The organism is Streptomyces sp. PU-14G (assembly GCF_041028275.1).
Lineage (GTDB): Bacteria > Actinomycetota > Actinomycetes > Streptomycetales > Streptomycetaceae > Streptomyces.
In genome coordinates this window covers 1-16,285 of the sequence record NZ_JASKYT010000195.1, presented here as the reverse complement: position 1 = coordinate 16,285, position 16,285 = coordinate 1, and the positions used below count along the sequence as shown (strand labels likewise).

Below are 16,285 nucleotides of genomic sequence, written 5' to 3'. Positions count from 1 at the left end.
CTCCTCCTGCACGCCCGGCGCACCCGCGACACCGGCATGGCCGAGGCCGCGGTCGGCGTGCTGGACCACATAGCGGAAAACCTCGCGCCCGGCGGCACGTTCTGGGGCCAGTGGGGAGCGCGCGGCGGCTGGAGCGCCGGCTGGGCACCCGTCGGCGTGCTGGACCACATAGCGGAAAACCTCGCGCCCGGCGGCACGTTCTGGGGCCAGTGGGGAGCGCGCGGCGGCTGGAGCGCCGGCTGGACACCCGAACCGCACCGGCTGCACTCCCGCACCCTGGGCGACGCCACCCTCTTCCTGCTGCGGGCGCTCGTCGCCGAGCGCGCCCGCGGCCACGACCACCCCGGCTGGGAGCGGGCCGTGCGCTCCAACCTCGCCGCCGCCCACGACGGGCGGCGGTCCCACGACGGGCGGCTGGCCGCCGCCCACCACAGCGACACCGGCGCTCCGCTGACCTACGAGGGCAGCGCCGGACTGGCGTGGATCGCGCCGCTGACCGAGGCCGCCGCCGCGCTCGGCGAGCCGGAGTGGCTGGCTGCGGCGCGCCACGCCGGAAGCGCCTTCGCGGCCGACCTGCGCGCCGAGTTCCTGTGCGGCGCCCCCGAGGACGTCTCCCTGGCCCCCACCTCGGAGGACGGGTACAACGCCGTCATCGCCTACACGCTGCTGCACGAGGCGGACCCGGGCGACCCGCGCTGGCTGGAGCTGGCCCGCCGGGCCGCCGACTGGACGCTGACCTTCCGCTACAGCTACGACGTCACCTTCGCACCGCACACCCTGCTCGGCGCCTACGGCTTCCGCACCCGCGGCGGCGACCAGGCATCCCCCTCCAACCAGCACCTGCACTCCTTCGGGCTGATCTGCCTGCCCGAGTGGGTGCGGCTGGCCCATCACCTGAACGATCCCCACTACCTGACCACCGCGCGGGAGAACCTCGACTGCTTCCGCCAGTTCGTGGCCCGCACCGACGGCGACTTCAACGCCTACCGGGGCATGGTCAGCGAACGCTTCTACCAGACCGAGTGCTTCCAGGCGAAGGGCATGCTGCTGACCCTCTCGCACGCCTGGTCGGCGGGCGTCCTGCTCTACGCCTGCGAACAAGCCCGCGACCTGCCCGAGTTCGAGGAGCTGCGATGACCGGCGACGACCTGTCCGAGACCGAGAAGACCTCGCGCGGCGCGCTGCGCTTCCCGCCCGGCTTCCGCTGGGGCGCCGCCACCTCCGCCTACCAGGTGGAGGGAGCCGTGGAGGCCGACGGGCGCGGCCCCTCCGTCTGGGACCGGTTCTGCCGCGTCCCCGGCGCGGTCGACAACGGCGACACCGGCGACGAGGCGGCCGACCACTACCACCGCGTCGAGACGGACCTGGAGCTGATGTCCGCGCTCCACCTCAACGCCTACCGCTTCTCCCTGGCCTGGCCGCGCATCCTCCCCGAGGGCAGTGGCCGCGTCGAACCGCGCGGCCTGGCCCACTACGACCGCCTCCTCGACGGCCTTCTGGAGCGCGGCATCGACCCGCTGGTCACCCTCTACCACTGGGACCTGCCGCAGGCACTCCAGGACCAGGGCGGCTGGCGGTCCCGGCAGACGGCGGAACGCTTCGCCGAGTACGCCGCCGTCTGCTTCGAGAAGTTCGGCGACCGGGTACGCGACTGGGTCACCGTCAACGAGCCGTGGATCGTGGGCGTCCTCGGCCACCAGCTCGGCCTCCACGCCCCCGGCGAGAAGGACCTGGCGGCCAGCGTCCGCGTCATGCACCACCTGCTGCTGGGCCACGGCCTCGCCGCGCAGGCACTGCGCGCGGCAGGGCGCCCTGACTCCCGCGCCGGAATCGCCTACAGCCTCTTTCCGCACACCCCGCTCGACCCCCGCAGCGAGGCCGACGAGACGGCCTCGCGCGCCTCCGACGGCTACGTCAACCGCTGGTTCCTCGACCCGGCGCACGGCCGCGGCTACCCGGACGACATGCGCCGGCACTGGGAGCGGGTCACCGGGCCGCTCGACTTCGTGCACGACGGCGACCTGGCGCTGATCGGCTCCGGCAGCGACTTCATCGGCGTCAACTACTACACCCGCCGCATCGTTTCGGCGCGCCACGGCGACGGACCGTGGCCGTGGAAGGTCGAGCCGGGCCGCGCGGACGTGGAGCGCACCGACACCGGCTGGGAGGTCGTCCCCGACGACCTGTGCCGCCTGCTGCTGCGCCTGCACCGCGACTACCCCGGCACGCCCCTGCTCGTCACCGAGAACGGGGCGGTCTACAACGACGAACCCGACGCGGACGGCCGGGTCGGGGACGCGCGGCGCACCGCCTTCCTGCGGGCCCACCTGGACGCCGTACACCGCGCCCGGGAGGCGGGGGCGCCGGTGGAGGGGTACTACCACTGGTCCCTCGTCGACAACTTCGAATGGGCGATGGGCTACCGGCCCCGCTTCGGGCTCGCCCACCTCGACCGGACGACACAGACCCGTACCCTCAAGGACAGCGGCCACTGGTACGCGCGCGTCGCCGCCACCGGCACCGTGCCCGCACGGGACGTGCCGGACGGGTCGGACGGGCCGGATGGGTCGGGTGGGTCGGCTGCGCTGGATGTGCCGGGCGCCTCGGGTGTGCCGGCCGCCCCGGGCGTGTCGGCCGCGCCGGACGTGCCGTGAGCGGCGGCGGGCTGCGGCTGGCCGGCAGGGAGCTGCCCGTCCTCTTCGACGTGGACGTGGCGGTGATCGGCGGCACCCTGACAGGTGTGGCGGCAGCCGTCGGACTGGCCGCCGCGGGCCGGCGGGTCGTGGTGCTGGAACACGGCTACATGCTGGGGAGCGACCTGACGGCCGCCAACCGCCCGTGGCTGACCACACCCGAAGACGGCGCCCCACCGCCCCCGCTGCTCGCCGGGCTGCTGCCAGCGGACGCGGCACCCGGCAGGCATCTCCCGCTCCGCCCGACCGCCTGGAAGCTCCACCTGGAGGAGGCGCTGACGGCCGCGGGCGGCCAGGTGCTGTACGGCGTCGATCCGCTGGCGCTCCACCACGCGGCGGCAGGCGAACCGCGCGGGGTGGTGATCGCGGGGAAGTCCGGGCGGCAACTGGTGCGCTGCCGGCTCCTGCTGGACGCCACCGGCAGCCACCCGGTGGTACACGGCCACGGACGGCGAGTGGGCGGGGCGAGCCGGGGAGGCGTCTGGTCCGTGGAGTTCGACCAGGTGGCGGGGGAGGCGGCGCGGCTGGTCCGGCACCCGTCGGCCGCCGGGGCGCGGTTCGTGGCCGGCTGCCGGGGAGAAGGCCATCTCTACGCGCTGCTCGCCACCGCAGGAGACCGGTGGTCCGCGCTGCGTGCGGCCGGGGCCCTGCTGCGCGGACACCCGGCCTTCCGGCACGCCGTCCTGGGTGCGCTCGGCACCCGTCCACTGGCTGCCCGTGCCGCTCCGCGGCCCCTCCGCCCCGAGCCCGTACGTCCCGGGGTGTGGTGTGCGCTCGCCCCGCCGCCCGCCACGGCTGTCGATACTCCGCTGCTGGACCCGTTCGCGGCCGTCACGCACGGCATGGACCTCGCCCGCGCCATGAACGCGGCCCGCGCCACGAGCGCCGCCTCCGCAGCGAGTGCCGCCCCCGCCGCCTCGCCACCGTGTGCCCTCGCCGAACCGGTCTCCCTCCCGTGTCCGTCGCCGGCCACGCTGCGGACGGGGGAGCAGGACGCCCCGCAGCGTGGCCGCAGGTATCCGCGCGAGCGGGTGGCGGAAGTGGGGATACCGCTCGGCGGCACGGTGGACGTCCTGGTGGTGGGCGGCGGTCCCAGCGGCGCCTCCGCCGCCTGGACGGCGGCGGAGGAGGGCGCCCGCGTCGCGCTGGTGGAGGCCGGTCCCGGGCCGGGAGGTGCGGGCACCTACGGCGGAGTGCCCAGCTACTGGTTCGGCCGCAGGGAGGGCTGGGCGGCGCGGCTGCGCCAGCAGGTGCACCGGACCCACCGCGCGCTGGGCCTGCGCGGCGGTGTGGGCCGCTGGGCCGTCGAGGCCAAGGCGCTCGCCCTCCACGAGGCCCTGTACCGAGCGGGTGCGCACAGCGTGTACGGCGCCCGGGCGTGCGCGGTGCTGTGCGAGGGGAGCCGGGTCGTCGGCGCTGTCTTCGCCGGGGAGCGGGGGCCGTTCGCCGTGCGGGCACGCGTCGTGGTCGACGCGACGGGTGACGCCGACCTGGCCGCGTGGGCCGGCGCGCCCTGCGCGTACGGCGCCGGGGCGACGCACACCGCCATGTGGTCGTCGCTGGGCCGGATCGAGGCACCGGGCGTGTCCCGCAACGACTTCGGCGGCCTCGCCGACGCCACCAACGTCGTCGACGTGACCCGCGCGGTGCTCGCCGCACGCCGCCGTGGCCGCCGGATGCACGATCACGCCCCGGCGCCCGCGGGCCGCGAGTCCCGCCATCTGCGCGGCCAGGCGGTACTCACCCTCACCGACCAGCTCACGGGGCGCCGCTGGCCCGACGTGGTGAGCGTGCACTTCTCCAACCACGACCTCAAGGGCAAGGGCGAGGCACTGTGGCCCCAACTCGGCCTGATCCCGCCGAACCTGCTGGTCCAAGTGCCCTACCGCGCCCTGCTCCCACGCGGCGTGACGGGCCTGCTCGTGGCGGGCAAGGCGCTGTCGGCCACGCACGACGCCCTGCCGGCGCTGCGGATGCAGGCCGACATGGAGAACCTCGGCCACGTGGCGGGCCTGGCCGCCGCCCGCTGCGCCGCCGGCCGGGTGGCGCCTGACGAGCTTCCCGTCGCCGGCCTCCAGACGGAGCTGGTCCGCCGCGGCCGGCTGCCCGCGCAGGCCCTGGACGCGACGCCACCCGACGACGCCGCCCGGGACACGGCGGAGCTGATCCGCGAACTGGCGTCCCACGCGCCCCTGTACACCTACGCCGACATGGGACGCCGCGAGGTCTTCCACGGGCGGATACCGTTCGTCCTGCTGGCACTCGACACCCGCGCCGGCACCACCAGCGCCCTGGCCGAGGCCCTCGCGCGGGAGCCCGCGGTTCGGGTGCGGCTGCTGCTGGCCCAACTGCTGGCGCTGCGCGGCCGTCCGGAGGGCGCCAAGGAGCTGCTGACCCACCTGGCGGGCCGGCTCGCCGGAGACGTGCTGCCCCCGCGCACCTCCCGCATCCGCGAGGCACAGCTGCCGCCGGACCAGTCGGCGATGCCCGACGAGGTCTATCTGCTGCACACCCTGGCCTTCGCCCGTGCGCCGGGCGTGCTCGCCCTCTGGCGGCGCGTCGCGGAGCTGGTGGACGCGGACGAGGAGGCCTTCCGCGACCCGGTGAGGTCCCCGTTCGCGTGGGTGGACGCGGTCTGCGCGGGTGCGGAGCGGCTGGGTGACCCGGCGGCGGTGCCCCTTCTGGAGGCGCTGCACGGCCGGCCGGCCCTGCGCGGCCAGCAGCGCAGCGGCCCCCTGGTGGAGCCGGACGACGTGCAGGAGAGGCGCGCGCTGCTGGAGTTGGGCCTCGGCCGGGCCATGGCGGCCTGCGGCGCCGGCGACGGCTACCGCGTCCTCATCCGCTATCTGACGGACAACCGCGCCCTGCTGGCCGAACAGGCCCACACCCGTCTGACCGCCCTGACCGGAGCCGACCTGGGCAAGGACCCCGCAGCGTGGGCGGCCCACCTGGCCGCCCACCCCCCGACGTCCGCGCCACCGGGACCCGGCTGGGACCCGCACACGGCTGACCTGCCGCGCCGCATGGCCGCAGCCCGACGGCAGCACGCGTGACCCTGTGCCGCCCGGGGCGTCACAGCACGCGGTGCAGCCAGCCGTGCGTGTCCTCGGCGCGGCCGTACTGGATGTCCAGCACCCGCGTGCGCAGGGCCGCCGTCTGCTTGCCGGGTTCGCCGTCGCCGACGGTGAACGCGTAACCGTCGCCCTTGAAGCCGACGACCGGGGTGACCACGGCGGCCGTGCCCGCGGCGAACACCTCGGTGACGGTGCCGTCGGCGGCGCCCGCGCGCAGCTCCTCGATGGTGACCGCGCGCTCCTGGCAGGTGAGCCCGGTCTCGGCCGCCAGCGTGAGGAGGGTGTCGCGGGTGACACCTTCGAGGATCGTGCCCAGCGGCGGGGTGATCAGGCGGCCGTCCGCGGTGATCAGGCACAGGTTCATGGTGCCCGACTCCTCCAGGTTGCCCTCGCCCGCGCTGTCGAGATACAGCACCTGGTCGCAGCCGTGCTCCTCGGCCTCCAACTGGGCGGCCAGCCCGCCCGCGTAGTTGCCGCCGCACTTGGCGGCGCCCGTACCGCCCCTGGCCGCCCGGGAGTAGGTGCTGGTCACCCACAGGGTGACGCCGGTGAGGCCGCTCGGGAAGTACGGGCCGGCGGGGCTCGCGATCACGGAGAAGACGATCCGTGTGGCGGGCCGCACGCCGAGGAAGGCCTCGGAGGCGAACATGAACGGACGCAGGTAGAGGCTCTCCTCGTTGCCCGGCACCGGGACCCACGGTTCGTCGGCGCGGACCAGCGCTTCCACCCCCGCGAGGAAGTCCTCCTCGGGGAGCTGCGGCAGAGCCATCCGCCGCGCGGAGCGGGCGAAGCGTGCCGCGTTCGCCTCCGGCCGGAAGAGCCAGACGCTGCCGTCGGCGTGCCGGTAGGCCTTCAGCCCCTCGAAGATCTCCTGCGCGTAGTGCAGCACAGCGGCGCTGGGATGGAGGGAGAAGGGCTCCAGCGGGCCGACACGGTGGTCGTGCCAGCCGCGGTCCGTGGTCCAGGCGGCGGTGGACATGTGGTCGGTGAAGTACCGGCCGAATCCCGGTGCCGCGAGGATGCGTTCGCGATCCGCCGCCGGAGTCGGACTCTCCGTCGGGGTCAGTGGGTAGTTCGAGGCCACGGCCAACTCCTCACGCCGTTGCGGCGGTCACGGCGGCGGGGGCCGCCGGTGTGCGGATGTGCGGACGCCGCGCACCGGCGTCAGAGGAGATGTTAATGACCGTTAAGCGGTACGTCACCGCGGGTGGGCGCGGATGCGGTACCGGGGGCGGCGGGCCCCGCCTGCCCGGCGTCCACCCCGACGTCGAGGAACAGCTTTGAAGGGGCGCGGGGAACTGCGCGACAAGCCACGCCCGCCCGCGGCCCGCACGCTGCCGGCAGTGGCACCCCCTTCCCGGACCAAGGCCCGCAGGACGAGCCCCCACCGCACCACCTCGGCGCCCGGTCGCCGTGAGCCGGTGAGCCCGGTGAGAGCATGGCGGCGTGGACAGGAGGGCCGAGTCGTGGTTGCAGCTGCTGCTGGAGGACGCGGAGCCGACGGCGTACGAAGCGCTGCGGCAGCGGCGGCTGGCGGCGGCCACCCAGGAGGCCGAACGGGAACGGGTCGCCGCCGAGGCGCTACGCGCCGAGCGGCTCCGCTCCCGGCTGCGCGAACGCCAGCAGCGGGCACGGGAACAGGCGGCGCTGGGTGATCTCGCGCTGCGGCTGACCGGCACGCACGAACGTGGGGCGCTCCTCCAGGAGAGCGTCGCCCAGGCGCGGCGCCTGCTCGACGTGGACGTCGCCTACCTCGCGCTGTCCGGTGCGGACGGGACGATGACCATCGAGGTGACCGACGGTTCCACAGGGCCGCGGCTGCGCGGCATCGTACTGGAGCCCAGCAGCGGGCTCGCCGGACGCGTGGTCGAGCGCGGCGAGCCGGTGCAGAGCACGGACTACCTCGACGACACCGGACTGACCCACGCGCCGGGCGTGGACGACGTGGCCCGCGCCGAGCGGCTGCGCACCATTCTGGGAGCGCCCCTGCGGCTGCGCGGTGAGACGCTCGGCGTCCTGATGGTCGCCCAGCGCCGGGTGCGGTCCTTCACGGGACAGGAGACCTCCCTGCTGTCCTCGTTGGCCGCCTACGCCGCCGTCGCGATCGACAACGCCCGCCTCATCGAGCGGCTGCGCGACCACGTCACCACCGTCGACCGCGCGGTCGCCCTGCACGAGGACCTGCTGCGGGCCGCGCTGCGCGGCGGGGGAGTGGACGAGGTGGTCACCGGCCTCTCCCGGGTGGTCGAGGGCACGGTCAGCTTCGAGGACGAGGCGGGCCGCACCGTGGCCACCGCCCGGGACGGCGCGGCGGTATCCGGCGGAACCGGCCGCTGCACCCGCACGGTGCCCGTCTCCTCCTCCGCAGTGCGCTTCGGCACTCTGCGCGTCAGCACGAGCACACCGCTGGAGGAGGAATCCCACCGGCTGCTGGAGCGCGCCGCCATGACGATCGCCCTGGTGGTCGCCGCCGAGCGCGCCGCCACCGACGCCGAACGCCGCTCCGCCGCCGAACTGCTCGAACAACTGGTCGCCGGGGAGGTCGAGGACACCCCCGCCTTCGAACGCCGCGCCCGTACCCGTGGCCTCGACCTCGCCCGCAGCCACACCGTGGCCGTCGCCGACCCCCGCAGCGCGCCCGCCCTGGCCCGGCTGGCAGCCCGCGACGGCGGGCTGAGCGGCGTGGTGCTCGGCCGCGCCGTCGGCGTCCTGAGAACCCGCCCCGACGAGCTGCGTGACCAGCTGACCGGCGCCACCGCCGGACTCGGCGGCCCCGCACACGGCGTCGCGGGGCTCGCCGCCGCCCACCGGGACGCCACCGCCTGCCTGACCGTCCTCCACGCCCTCGACCGCGCCGACGTCCGCGCGGCACCCGCCGACCTGGGCCCCTACCGCTACCTGCTCAGCGCCTCGGGCCGGGCCGACGCGCAGCGCTTCGTCCGCGCCACCATCGGCCCCCTCCTCGACCACGACGCGCGGCACCGCACCGACCTGACCGGCACCGCCGACGCCTTCCTCACCCAAGGCCGCCGCCACACCGCCACAGCCGCCGCCCTCACCATCCACCCCAACACCCTCTACCAGCGCCTGGAGCGCATCGCCGAACAGCTCGGCGAGACCTGGCGGCACGGCGACCGGGCCCTCGACACCCACCTGGCGCTCCGGCTGCACCGCCTCTCCCGAACCCTGGGGGAACCACCCACCTGAGCGGGCCCGTACTGGAGAAAGTCCCCATGGTCACCGGCCCGCCACGGCACTAGCGTCCACGGGTGTGGACACCGCACTCGACGCGCTCACCGCCGCACTGCCGAACAGCGCACTCGTCACCGACCCCGACGTCCTGGCCACCCTGGCCGCCGACGACGCCGAGTGGGCCCCGGCGGGAAAACCCCTGGCCGCACTGCGTGCGCACTCCACCGCCGAGGTGCAGGCCGCCGTACGCGTCTGCGCCGACCGGCGGATACCGGTCGTCACCCGGGGCGCGGGTACCGGCCTCTCCGGCGGTGCCAACGCCAGCGACGGCTGCCTCGTGGTGGACCTGTCCCGGATGAACCGCGTCCTGGAGATCGACGCGGAGAACCTGCTGGCCGTTGTCCAGCCCGGGGTGGTCAACAACGATCTCAAGGCCGCCGTCGCCGAGCACGGGCTGTGGTACCCGCCGGACCCGGCCAGCGCACCCTGGTCCACCATCGGCGGCAACGTCGCCACCAACGCGGGCGGCCTGTGCTGCCTCAAGTACGGCGTGACCCGCGACTACGTCCTGGGCCTCGAAGCCGTCATGGGCGGCCCGGCCGGTGCGTACGGCACCGCCGTACGGTTCGGCCGCCGCACCGCCAAGGGGGTCAGCGGCTACGACCTGACCGGGCTGTTCACCGGCTCCGAAGGCACCTTCGGCGTCATCACCGAGATCACCCTGCGGTTGCGCCGGGCGCCCACCGGCACCCCCCACACCGTCGTCGGCGCCTTCGACGACCTGGTCTCGGCCGGGCAGGCGGTGGCCCTGTGCACCCGCCGGGGACTCCAGCCCGCCGCACTCGAACTCCTCGACCGCGCCTGCATGACGGCGGTCGAGGAGTGGAAGCACCTCGGCATCGAGGCGGACGCCGCCGCCCTGCTGCTGGCCCGGGTCGACTCCCCTGGCCAGGCAGGCGAGGAGGAGGCCGCTGCGGTGGCCGACGCCTTCACCCGGAGCGGCGCCCTGTGGGCGGAGCGCTCCACCGACCCCACCGAGGCCGAGGCGCTGTTCGAGGTGCGTCGGCTCGCCTACCCCGCGCTGGAGAGGCTCGGCCCCGTCCTCACCGAGGACATCTGCGTCCCGCGCTCCGCCGTCCCCGAGATGCTGGCCCGCACCGAGGCCACAGCCCGTCGGCACGGCGTACGTATCGCCACCATCGCGCACGCGGGGGACGGCAACCTGCACCCGCTGCTGATCACCCCGCCCGGCGACGACGCGGCCCGCGAAGCCGCCCAGACCGCCTTCGAGGAACTGCTCACCGACGCCGTCGCGCTCGGCGGCACCGTCACCGGGGAACACGGCGTCGGACTGCTCAAGCGCGACGGCATGACCAGGGAACTCGGCCCCGAGGTCTGTGCGGTGCAGCACGCCGTCAAGGACGCGCTCGACCCCCTCGGTCTGTTCAACCCGGGGAAGGTCGTGGGCACCGCCCGCTGACGGTCGCCCGGCCCGGGCAGAGCGATTCCTTCCGGCTCACGACACCGTGCCGTTTCCGCTCACGGCGCGGTGCCGGTTCCCGCTCCGAGCGCGGTGCCGGTCCCCGCTCAGGGCGCGGTGCCGGTTCCTGCTCAGGGCGCCGTGCCGTCCCGGCGGATCGGGCCCCACCTGCCCGGCTGACGTGTGACGATGTCGTTCGCCTCCGCGATGACCTGTCCGGCGATCCAGCCGAGGGGGCAGACATGGCGCACCAACGGCTCGTTGTCCGGCCCGCGCCCCAACTCCTCGCCGGTCAGCACCCACGGACGCGTGCGAGCGTCCCTGACGCGGGGCAGATGCGAATAGTCGTACAGGCGCCGGGCCACCCACACCCGCACCGGGCGGCCGGCCCACCACTCCTCCACGTCCAGCGGACTGGCGGACAGCCCCGGCATGGCGGCTCCCGTCAGATCGTCCATGCTCGATCCCCGCTGCAGATCCACCGCAGGCCCGCGTGACCAGCGTACGAAGAGCTGACCGCGCTGCGTGACGAGATCGCTGAGGGCGTCCAGCGAGGAGAAGACCGGCATGGACCACCTCTCCGTCACCGTGTCCCTCCACTTCTCGACACTCGGGCCACCGCCCTGCTCCCTTCCACCCCACGACTGACGACGCCCGAGTTCCCTGCCCTCCCCACCCGTAACGCGTCGAGCGGGTGGGAGGGTGCTCCTCCCACCCGCTCGGGGTGTCGCATGCGCTGCGTGGGCGTGTGTGTGGTGTCGGCTGGGTTGCCTTTTGCTCAGTAGGCGGAGTCGACGTTGTCCATGGAGCCGTAGCGGTCGGCTGCGTAGTTGCAGGCGGCGACGATGTTGGCCACGGGGTCGGTGAGTTTGTCGGGGGTGCCCTTGACGTGGTACTGGTCGAAGGTGGGCTGGATCACCTGGAGCAGGCCCCTGGAGGGGGTGCCCTTCTGGGCGTTGACGTCCCAGTTGTTGACCGSGTTGGGGTCGCCGGCGGACTCGCRGATGATGTTGCGCTTGATGCCCGCGKAGGAGCCGGGGATGTCGTGCTTGTCCATGATGGCCTTGGCCTCGCGGATCCAGCCGTCCAGGTTGTCCGGGTAGGACGTGCCGCCCTCGCCCTCGTCCTTCTTCTCGCCGGCCTTGTCGGCCTCGTCGGCCTTCTTGTCGTCCTTGGCCGTCTTCTTGTCGTCCTTGTCGGTGGCCTGGGCGGCGGCGTGGGTGGCGGGCTTGGTCTCGGGCCCGGTGGCGGCGTGGGCGGTGCCGCCCAGGGCGGTGGTGGCGATACCGGCGGCACCCAGGACGGTCAGGCCGGTGGTCAGCTTGGTGGTGCGCAGAGCAGTACGCATGCGAGCGGATGCCTTTCGAGGGGGGACACATCCGGCCGCGCCTCCGGGCGGTGTGCCCGGCTCTCGTCGCGACCTGGGCCCCACCCTGCGGACCGGCTCCCCACCCCGACAACAATGTGACCTACTAYCCCGCTTCGTCCCCTTCGCCCAGCCCCGCAGGCCACTCCACTGCCACCTCCTCGATCCCGGCAAATCGGACATCCGAAAGTGCTTCGTATGTGATCTGGCCCCTATGGGTGCCCTCACACGCGGCCCCCGCCGCCCTCACCCACAGCTCGCAGACCCCTCACACACCGTCGGCGGTATTCAGCCCTGAACGGCCAGTTCCAGCTCGGCCGTCAGGCGGATGTCGGCCGCGCTGCGCCCCGCCGCGAAAGTGGCGGGCCCTGGCTGGGGCCGCCAGGTCAGCGTCGTGTCGTCCCAGGCCTGCACCGCGCGCAGCGGGACCGTCAGCCTGGCCTCCGCCGAGGCGCCGGCGGCGGCCTGCACGACGGCGAACGCGGCGAGTCTGCGGTCGGCACCGTCGGGCCCGAGGTAGAGCTGGACGACCTCGCGTCCGGGGCGGGAGCCGCTGTTGCGGACGCGGACGACCACGTCGGCGACGGGTGCGTACGGGTCGTCACCCGGCGTGGCGGGGCCGCGTCCGGTGATGTTCAGGGACTCGTACTCCCACGTGGTGTAGCCGAGACCGTGGCCGAACCAGTAGGCGGGCTGCGGCCCCTCGGCCCGCCGCCAGGCGCGGTAGCCGATGCGGGGGCCCTCGGCGTACGGAAGCTGCCCGTCGGGGCCGGGGACGACCTGGCGGACGGGCAGGTCGTCCTCCGCGTCGGGCCAGGTGGTCGGCAGCCTGCCGCCGGGTTCCGCCGCGCCGAGCAGCACGTCGGCGAGCGCGTCACCGCCCGCCTGGCCAGGGAACCAGCACAGCAGTACGGCGGCGACGTCGTGACGCCAGGGCATCAGCACGGGCGCCCCGGCGTTGACCACGACGACGGTGCGGGGGTTGGCCTCGGCGACGCGGGCGACCAGATCGTCCTGACGGCCCGGAAGCGCCAGGGTGTCGCGGTCGACGCCCTCGCTCTCCGACTCGTCCGTGGTGCCGACGAAGACGAGTGCGGTGTCGGCGGACGCCGCCTCCCGTACGGCCCGGTCGATCAGCTCGTCCTCGGGCACGGCGGGGGCGCCATAGCCGAGCGCGAAGGAGATCAGTCCGAACAGGCCGCCGACGCCGTGGGAGGAGACCGAGTGGACCAGCCGCACGGGGACTCTCGCCCCGGCCTCCGCGTCGAGGAGGAAGACCCGCTGCGGAGGGTTGAGGAACGCTGCCGCCGGGTCCTCGCTCTCGGGCTGGAGCTCCCCGTCGTAGAGCACCCGCTCCCCCGCCTCCAGCCGGAAGTGGCCGACGCCGCTGACGGCCAGCCGGTGCGTGCCGCTCCACGCCGGGGTGAAGGTGCCCGTCAGCTCGACGCGGCTCAGGTCGGAGAAGGAGGCACCGCCGGGCAGGCCGCCCATCCAGCGGACGCTCCCGTCCCGCTGGTCGGCGCGGGCGAGCTCGGCGTCGTCCAGGCCGTGCAGGACGGCCGTCAGCCGGAAGCCGTCGGCGTGGGTCGCGGGTCCGAGACGCGTGCGGGGGTCGGGCCCGGGTTCGTAGACGAGCTCAGTCCCGTCAGGGAGCGCGGCGCGGAGCGCGTCCAGCGGGGTGCTGACCCGTGCGGGGAAGACCTGCGAGCTGCCCCCGCCGCCGAACCGGGGCACGGAGGCGTGCAGGCCGCTGACCGCGATCCGGCGGCCGGGCGGGGCGTCGCCGGCACCGGGGGCGGCACCGGCTCCGGCACCGGCATCGGGGGCGGCATCGGGGGCGGCGGTGCCCTCGGCGAGCGGCAGCGCGGCGCCCTGGTTGCGCAGCAGGACGAAGGAGCGGGTGGCCAGGTCACGCACGGTGGCGGGCCCGTCCAGTGGGGCGGGCAGCGCTTCGGCGGGGACGGCGGGCGGGACGTCACCGAGGACGCCGACGCGTGCGGCCAGCAGCAGCACCCGCCGGGCGAGGGCGTCGACCGTCTCTTCGGCCACCCTGCCCTCGCGGACGGCGGCGACCAGGTGCTCGCCGTAGACGGTGTCAGGGCCGGGCATGGCCAGGTCGAGGCCGCCGAGGGCGCAGCCGACGGTGGAGCGGGCTCCGGTCCAGTCGGAGACCAGGACGCCGTCGAAGCCCCACTCGCCGCGCAGCACACCGCCCACGAGCACGTCGTGTTCGCTCATGGTCACGCCGTTGACGCTGTTGTAGGCGGCCATGAGGGCCCAAGGCCTGGCCGTACGCACCACTCGTTCGAAGGGCGCGAGGTACAGCTCCCGCAGGGTGCGGCCGTCGGCGCGCACGTCCACCGTGTAGCGGTCGGTCTCGGCGTCGTTGGCCACGTAGTGCTTGGGAGTGGCGCCGACCCCGCCCTCCTGGACGCCCGCGACCAGTGCGGCGCCCAGCACGCCGGTCAGTTCCGGGTCCTCGGAGTACGCCTCGAAGTGGCGACCGCCGTACGGGGTGCGGTGCAGGTTGATGGTGGGTGCCAGCACGACGTGGGCTCCCTTGCGGCGGGCCTCCTGCGCCAGCAGCCGCCCTGCGGACCGGGCGGCCTCGGTGTCCCAGGTGGCGCCGACGGCCGTGGGTGAGGGCAGGGCCACGCTGGGGTCCTCGGGGGTCCAGCCCTCGCCCCGCACCCCGGCCGGGCCGTCGGAGAAGACGAGGCGGCCGAAGCCGGCCTCCGCCCGGGCCGCCGCGGGGTCGAGCGACCACATGTCGGTACCGCCGAGGAGCGCCACCTTGGCGGCCAGGTCCAGCCGGGCGAGCGCGGCCTCCACGGCGGCGCGCGTCTGGTCGGGCCTTGGGGAACCATTCGGGGAACCGGGGTTCTTGCTACTCACAGCCACTCACACCGCTCATGTCGCTCGCACCGCTCATGTCGCTCACATCGCTCACGTCGCTCACTGGCTGTGTTCAGCCTCTCAGATCCGGTCCCACCGGGCCCCGTGAAAGCCGTCGAAGGCCGCAGGCGCCGCCTCGTGCGGGCGCGGACACGGGAGCACCGAGGCCCGCGACGACAACGAGAATCATGAAGAAACCGCAGGTCAGAGGGGTCTTAACGGTATTGACAACGGTCACCGATGCAACCTTTGCACCTTTTGGCGCTGTGGGTTTCACTTCAGGCAGCCGGAGCCACGCGAGCGGCATGCCGATGGGGAGGATCGACGGTGAGCGGGAGTCACGAGCACGGGCACGGAACGACCGGCCGCAAGGAGCCAGGGCAGCAGCAGTCGACCGACGGGCAGCACGGGCAGCACGGTCACGGGCAGGACGGCCACGGGCAGCACGGCCACGCCGGACACACGCACGGTGTCTCGGCCGGGGCCGACAGCCGCTGGCTGTCGTTGGCGCTCGCCCTCATCTGCGTCTTCATCGTCGTCGAGACGGCCGTCGCCGTACTGGCCGGCTCGCTGGCCCTGCTGTCGGACGCGGCCCACATGCTCACCGACGCCGTCTCGATCGTGCTGGCACTGGTCGCGATGCGGCTGTCCATGCGGCCCGCGCGCGGCGGCTACACCTTCGGCCTCAAACGCGCCGAGATCCTCTCCGCACACGCCAACGGGCTCACCCTGGTACTCGCCGCGCTGTGGCTGGGCTACGAGGCGGTGCGCAGGCTACTCGACCCGCCCGAGGTGACGGGCTGGATGGTGGTCACCACGGCCCTGGTGGGCATCGTGGTGAACCTCCTGGCGACCTGGTGCCTCTCCCGCGCCAACCGCTCCTCGCTGAACGTCGAGGGCGCCTACCAGCACATCCTCAACGACCTCTTCGCCTTCATCGGCACCGCCGTCGCCGGTCTCGTCGTGGTGGTGACCGGCTTCGCCCGCGCCGACGCCATCGCCACGCTGCTGGTCGTCGCGCTGATGCTGAAGGCGGGCTACGGGCTGCTGCGCGAATCCGGCCGCATCTTCCTGGAAGCGGCGCCCGTCGGCCTCGACCCGGACGCGGTGGGCGACGACCTGGCAGCCGCCGACGCGGTGACCGAAGTGCACGACCTGCACATCTGGACGATCACCTCCGGTGAGCCCGCACTCTCCGCGCACGTGCTGGTCGAGCCCGGCGGCGACTGCCACCGGGTCCGCCGGGACCTGCACAGGCTGCTGGCCGACGCGTACGGCCTGACCCACACCACGCTCCAGATCGACCACGCCGACGACCTGCCGTCCGGTGCCCACGCGCTGACGACTGTCGGCGCGGGCCCGAGGCACTGCGACAGCCCCCACGGGCCCGTCCACCACGACGGGCCGCACCCACACTGATCCGCGGTCGGCCGGCACTGGCCGCCGACCGCCCGGCACTGACCGCCGACCCCCCGGCCCCGGAGCTCGGAGAGGGGCCGTTCGGCCCCTGCTGGGGCCGGGCGGGGTGGGGCACTCTGGGAGCAGTCCCCAGGTTCACGCGTCAGCCGCCCGGGGCGTGCGCCAC

At 74.4% G+C, this 16,285-nt stretch carries 9 protein-coding genes and 1 pseudogene; 6 read left to right on the top strand and 4 right to left on the bottom strand.

Annotated elements, in window-relative coordinates:
* The 3 genes and pseudogenes from AB8Z75_RS21575 to AB8Z75_RS21565 all read left to right on the top strand — a co-directional run.
* Positions 1-1,137, top strand: a pseudogene (locus AB8Z75_RS21575) (hypothetical protein); the annotation flags it as partial.
* The gene (locus tag AB8Z75_RS21570; RefSeq protein ID WP_369204453.1) at positions 1,134-2,654 is read left to right on the top strand and encodes a GH1 family beta-glucosidase; all 1,521 of its coding nucleotides are present in this window, start codon (positions 1,134-1,136) and stop codon (positions 2,652-2,654) included. The pseudogene AB8Z75_RS21575 and the gene AB8Z75_RS21570, both read left to right, overlap by 4 nt.
* Positions 2,651-5,746, top strand: coding sequence for an FAD-dependent oxidoreductase (locus AB8Z75_RS21565; protein ID WP_369204451.1), 3,096 nt, complete (start codon positions 2,651-2,653; stop codon positions 5,744-5,746). Before AB8Z75_RS21570 ends, AB8Z75_RS21565 begins: the two co-directional genes overlap by 4 nt.
* A 19-nt stretch (positions 5,747-5,765) precedes the next feature.
* Here AB8Z75_RS21565 and AB8Z75_RS21560 read toward each other — a convergent pair whose 3' ends face one another.
* Positions 5,766-6,851, bottom strand: coding sequence for a branched-chain amino acid aminotransferase (locus AB8Z75_RS21560; RefSeq protein ID WP_369204449.1), 1,086 nt, complete (start codon positions 6,849-6,851; stop codon positions 5,766-5,768).
* Between the two features lie 362 nt (positions 6,852-7,213).
* On the opposite strand from AB8Z75_RS21560, the gene AB8Z75_RS21555 reads away from it, so the two are divergent.
* Positions 7,214-8,974: a helix-turn-helix domain-containing protein gene (locus AB8Z75_RS21555; protein ID WP_369204447.1), complete on the top strand. Its 1,761-nt coding sequence runs from the start codon at positions 7,214-7,216 to the stop codon at positions 8,972-8,974.
* 64 nt (positions 8,975-9,038) lie between these two features.
* A complete protein-coding gene (locus tag AB8Z75_RS21550; protein ID WP_369204445.1) occupies positions 9,039-10,439 on the top strand; it encodes an FAD-binding oxidoreductase in 1,401 nt (466 codons plus the stop codon).
* Between the two features lie 131 nt (positions 10,440-10,570).
* On the opposite strand, the gene AB8Z75_RS21545 is transcribed toward AB8Z75_RS21550, so the two are convergent.
* The 3 genes from AB8Z75_RS21545 to AB8Z75_RS21535 form a co-directional block, all read right to left on the bottom strand.
* A complete protein-coding gene (locus AB8Z75_RS21545; protein ID WP_369204455.1) occupies positions 10,571-11,008 on the bottom strand; it encodes a DUF6098 family protein in 438 nt (145 codons plus the stop codon).
* Positions 11,009-11,217: 209 nt separating this feature from the next.
* On the bottom strand, positions 11,218-11,787 hold the full coding sequence (locus AB8Z75_RS21540; protein WP_369204443.1) for a transglycosylase SLT domain-containing protein: 570 nt from the start codon (positions 11,785-11,787) through the stop codon (positions 11,218-11,220).
* A gap of 306 nt (positions 11,788-12,093) precedes the next feature.
* Complete coding sequence (locus AB8Z75_RS21535; RefSeq protein WP_369204441.1) at positions 12,094-14,700, bottom strand: glycoside hydrolase family 3 protein; 2,607 nt, start codon at positions 14,698-14,700, stop codon at positions 12,094-12,096.
* Between the two features lie 327 nt (positions 14,701-15,027).
* Here AB8Z75_RS21535 and AB8Z75_RS21530 point away from each other — a divergent pair, with 327 nt between their 5' ends.
* Positions 15,028-16,119, top strand: coding sequence for a cation diffusion facilitator family transporter (locus AB8Z75_RS21530; protein ID WP_369204439.1), 1,092 nt, complete (start codon positions 15,028-15,030; stop codon positions 16,117-16,119).
* The last annotated feature ends 166 nt before the right edge of the window (positions 16,120-16,285 follow it).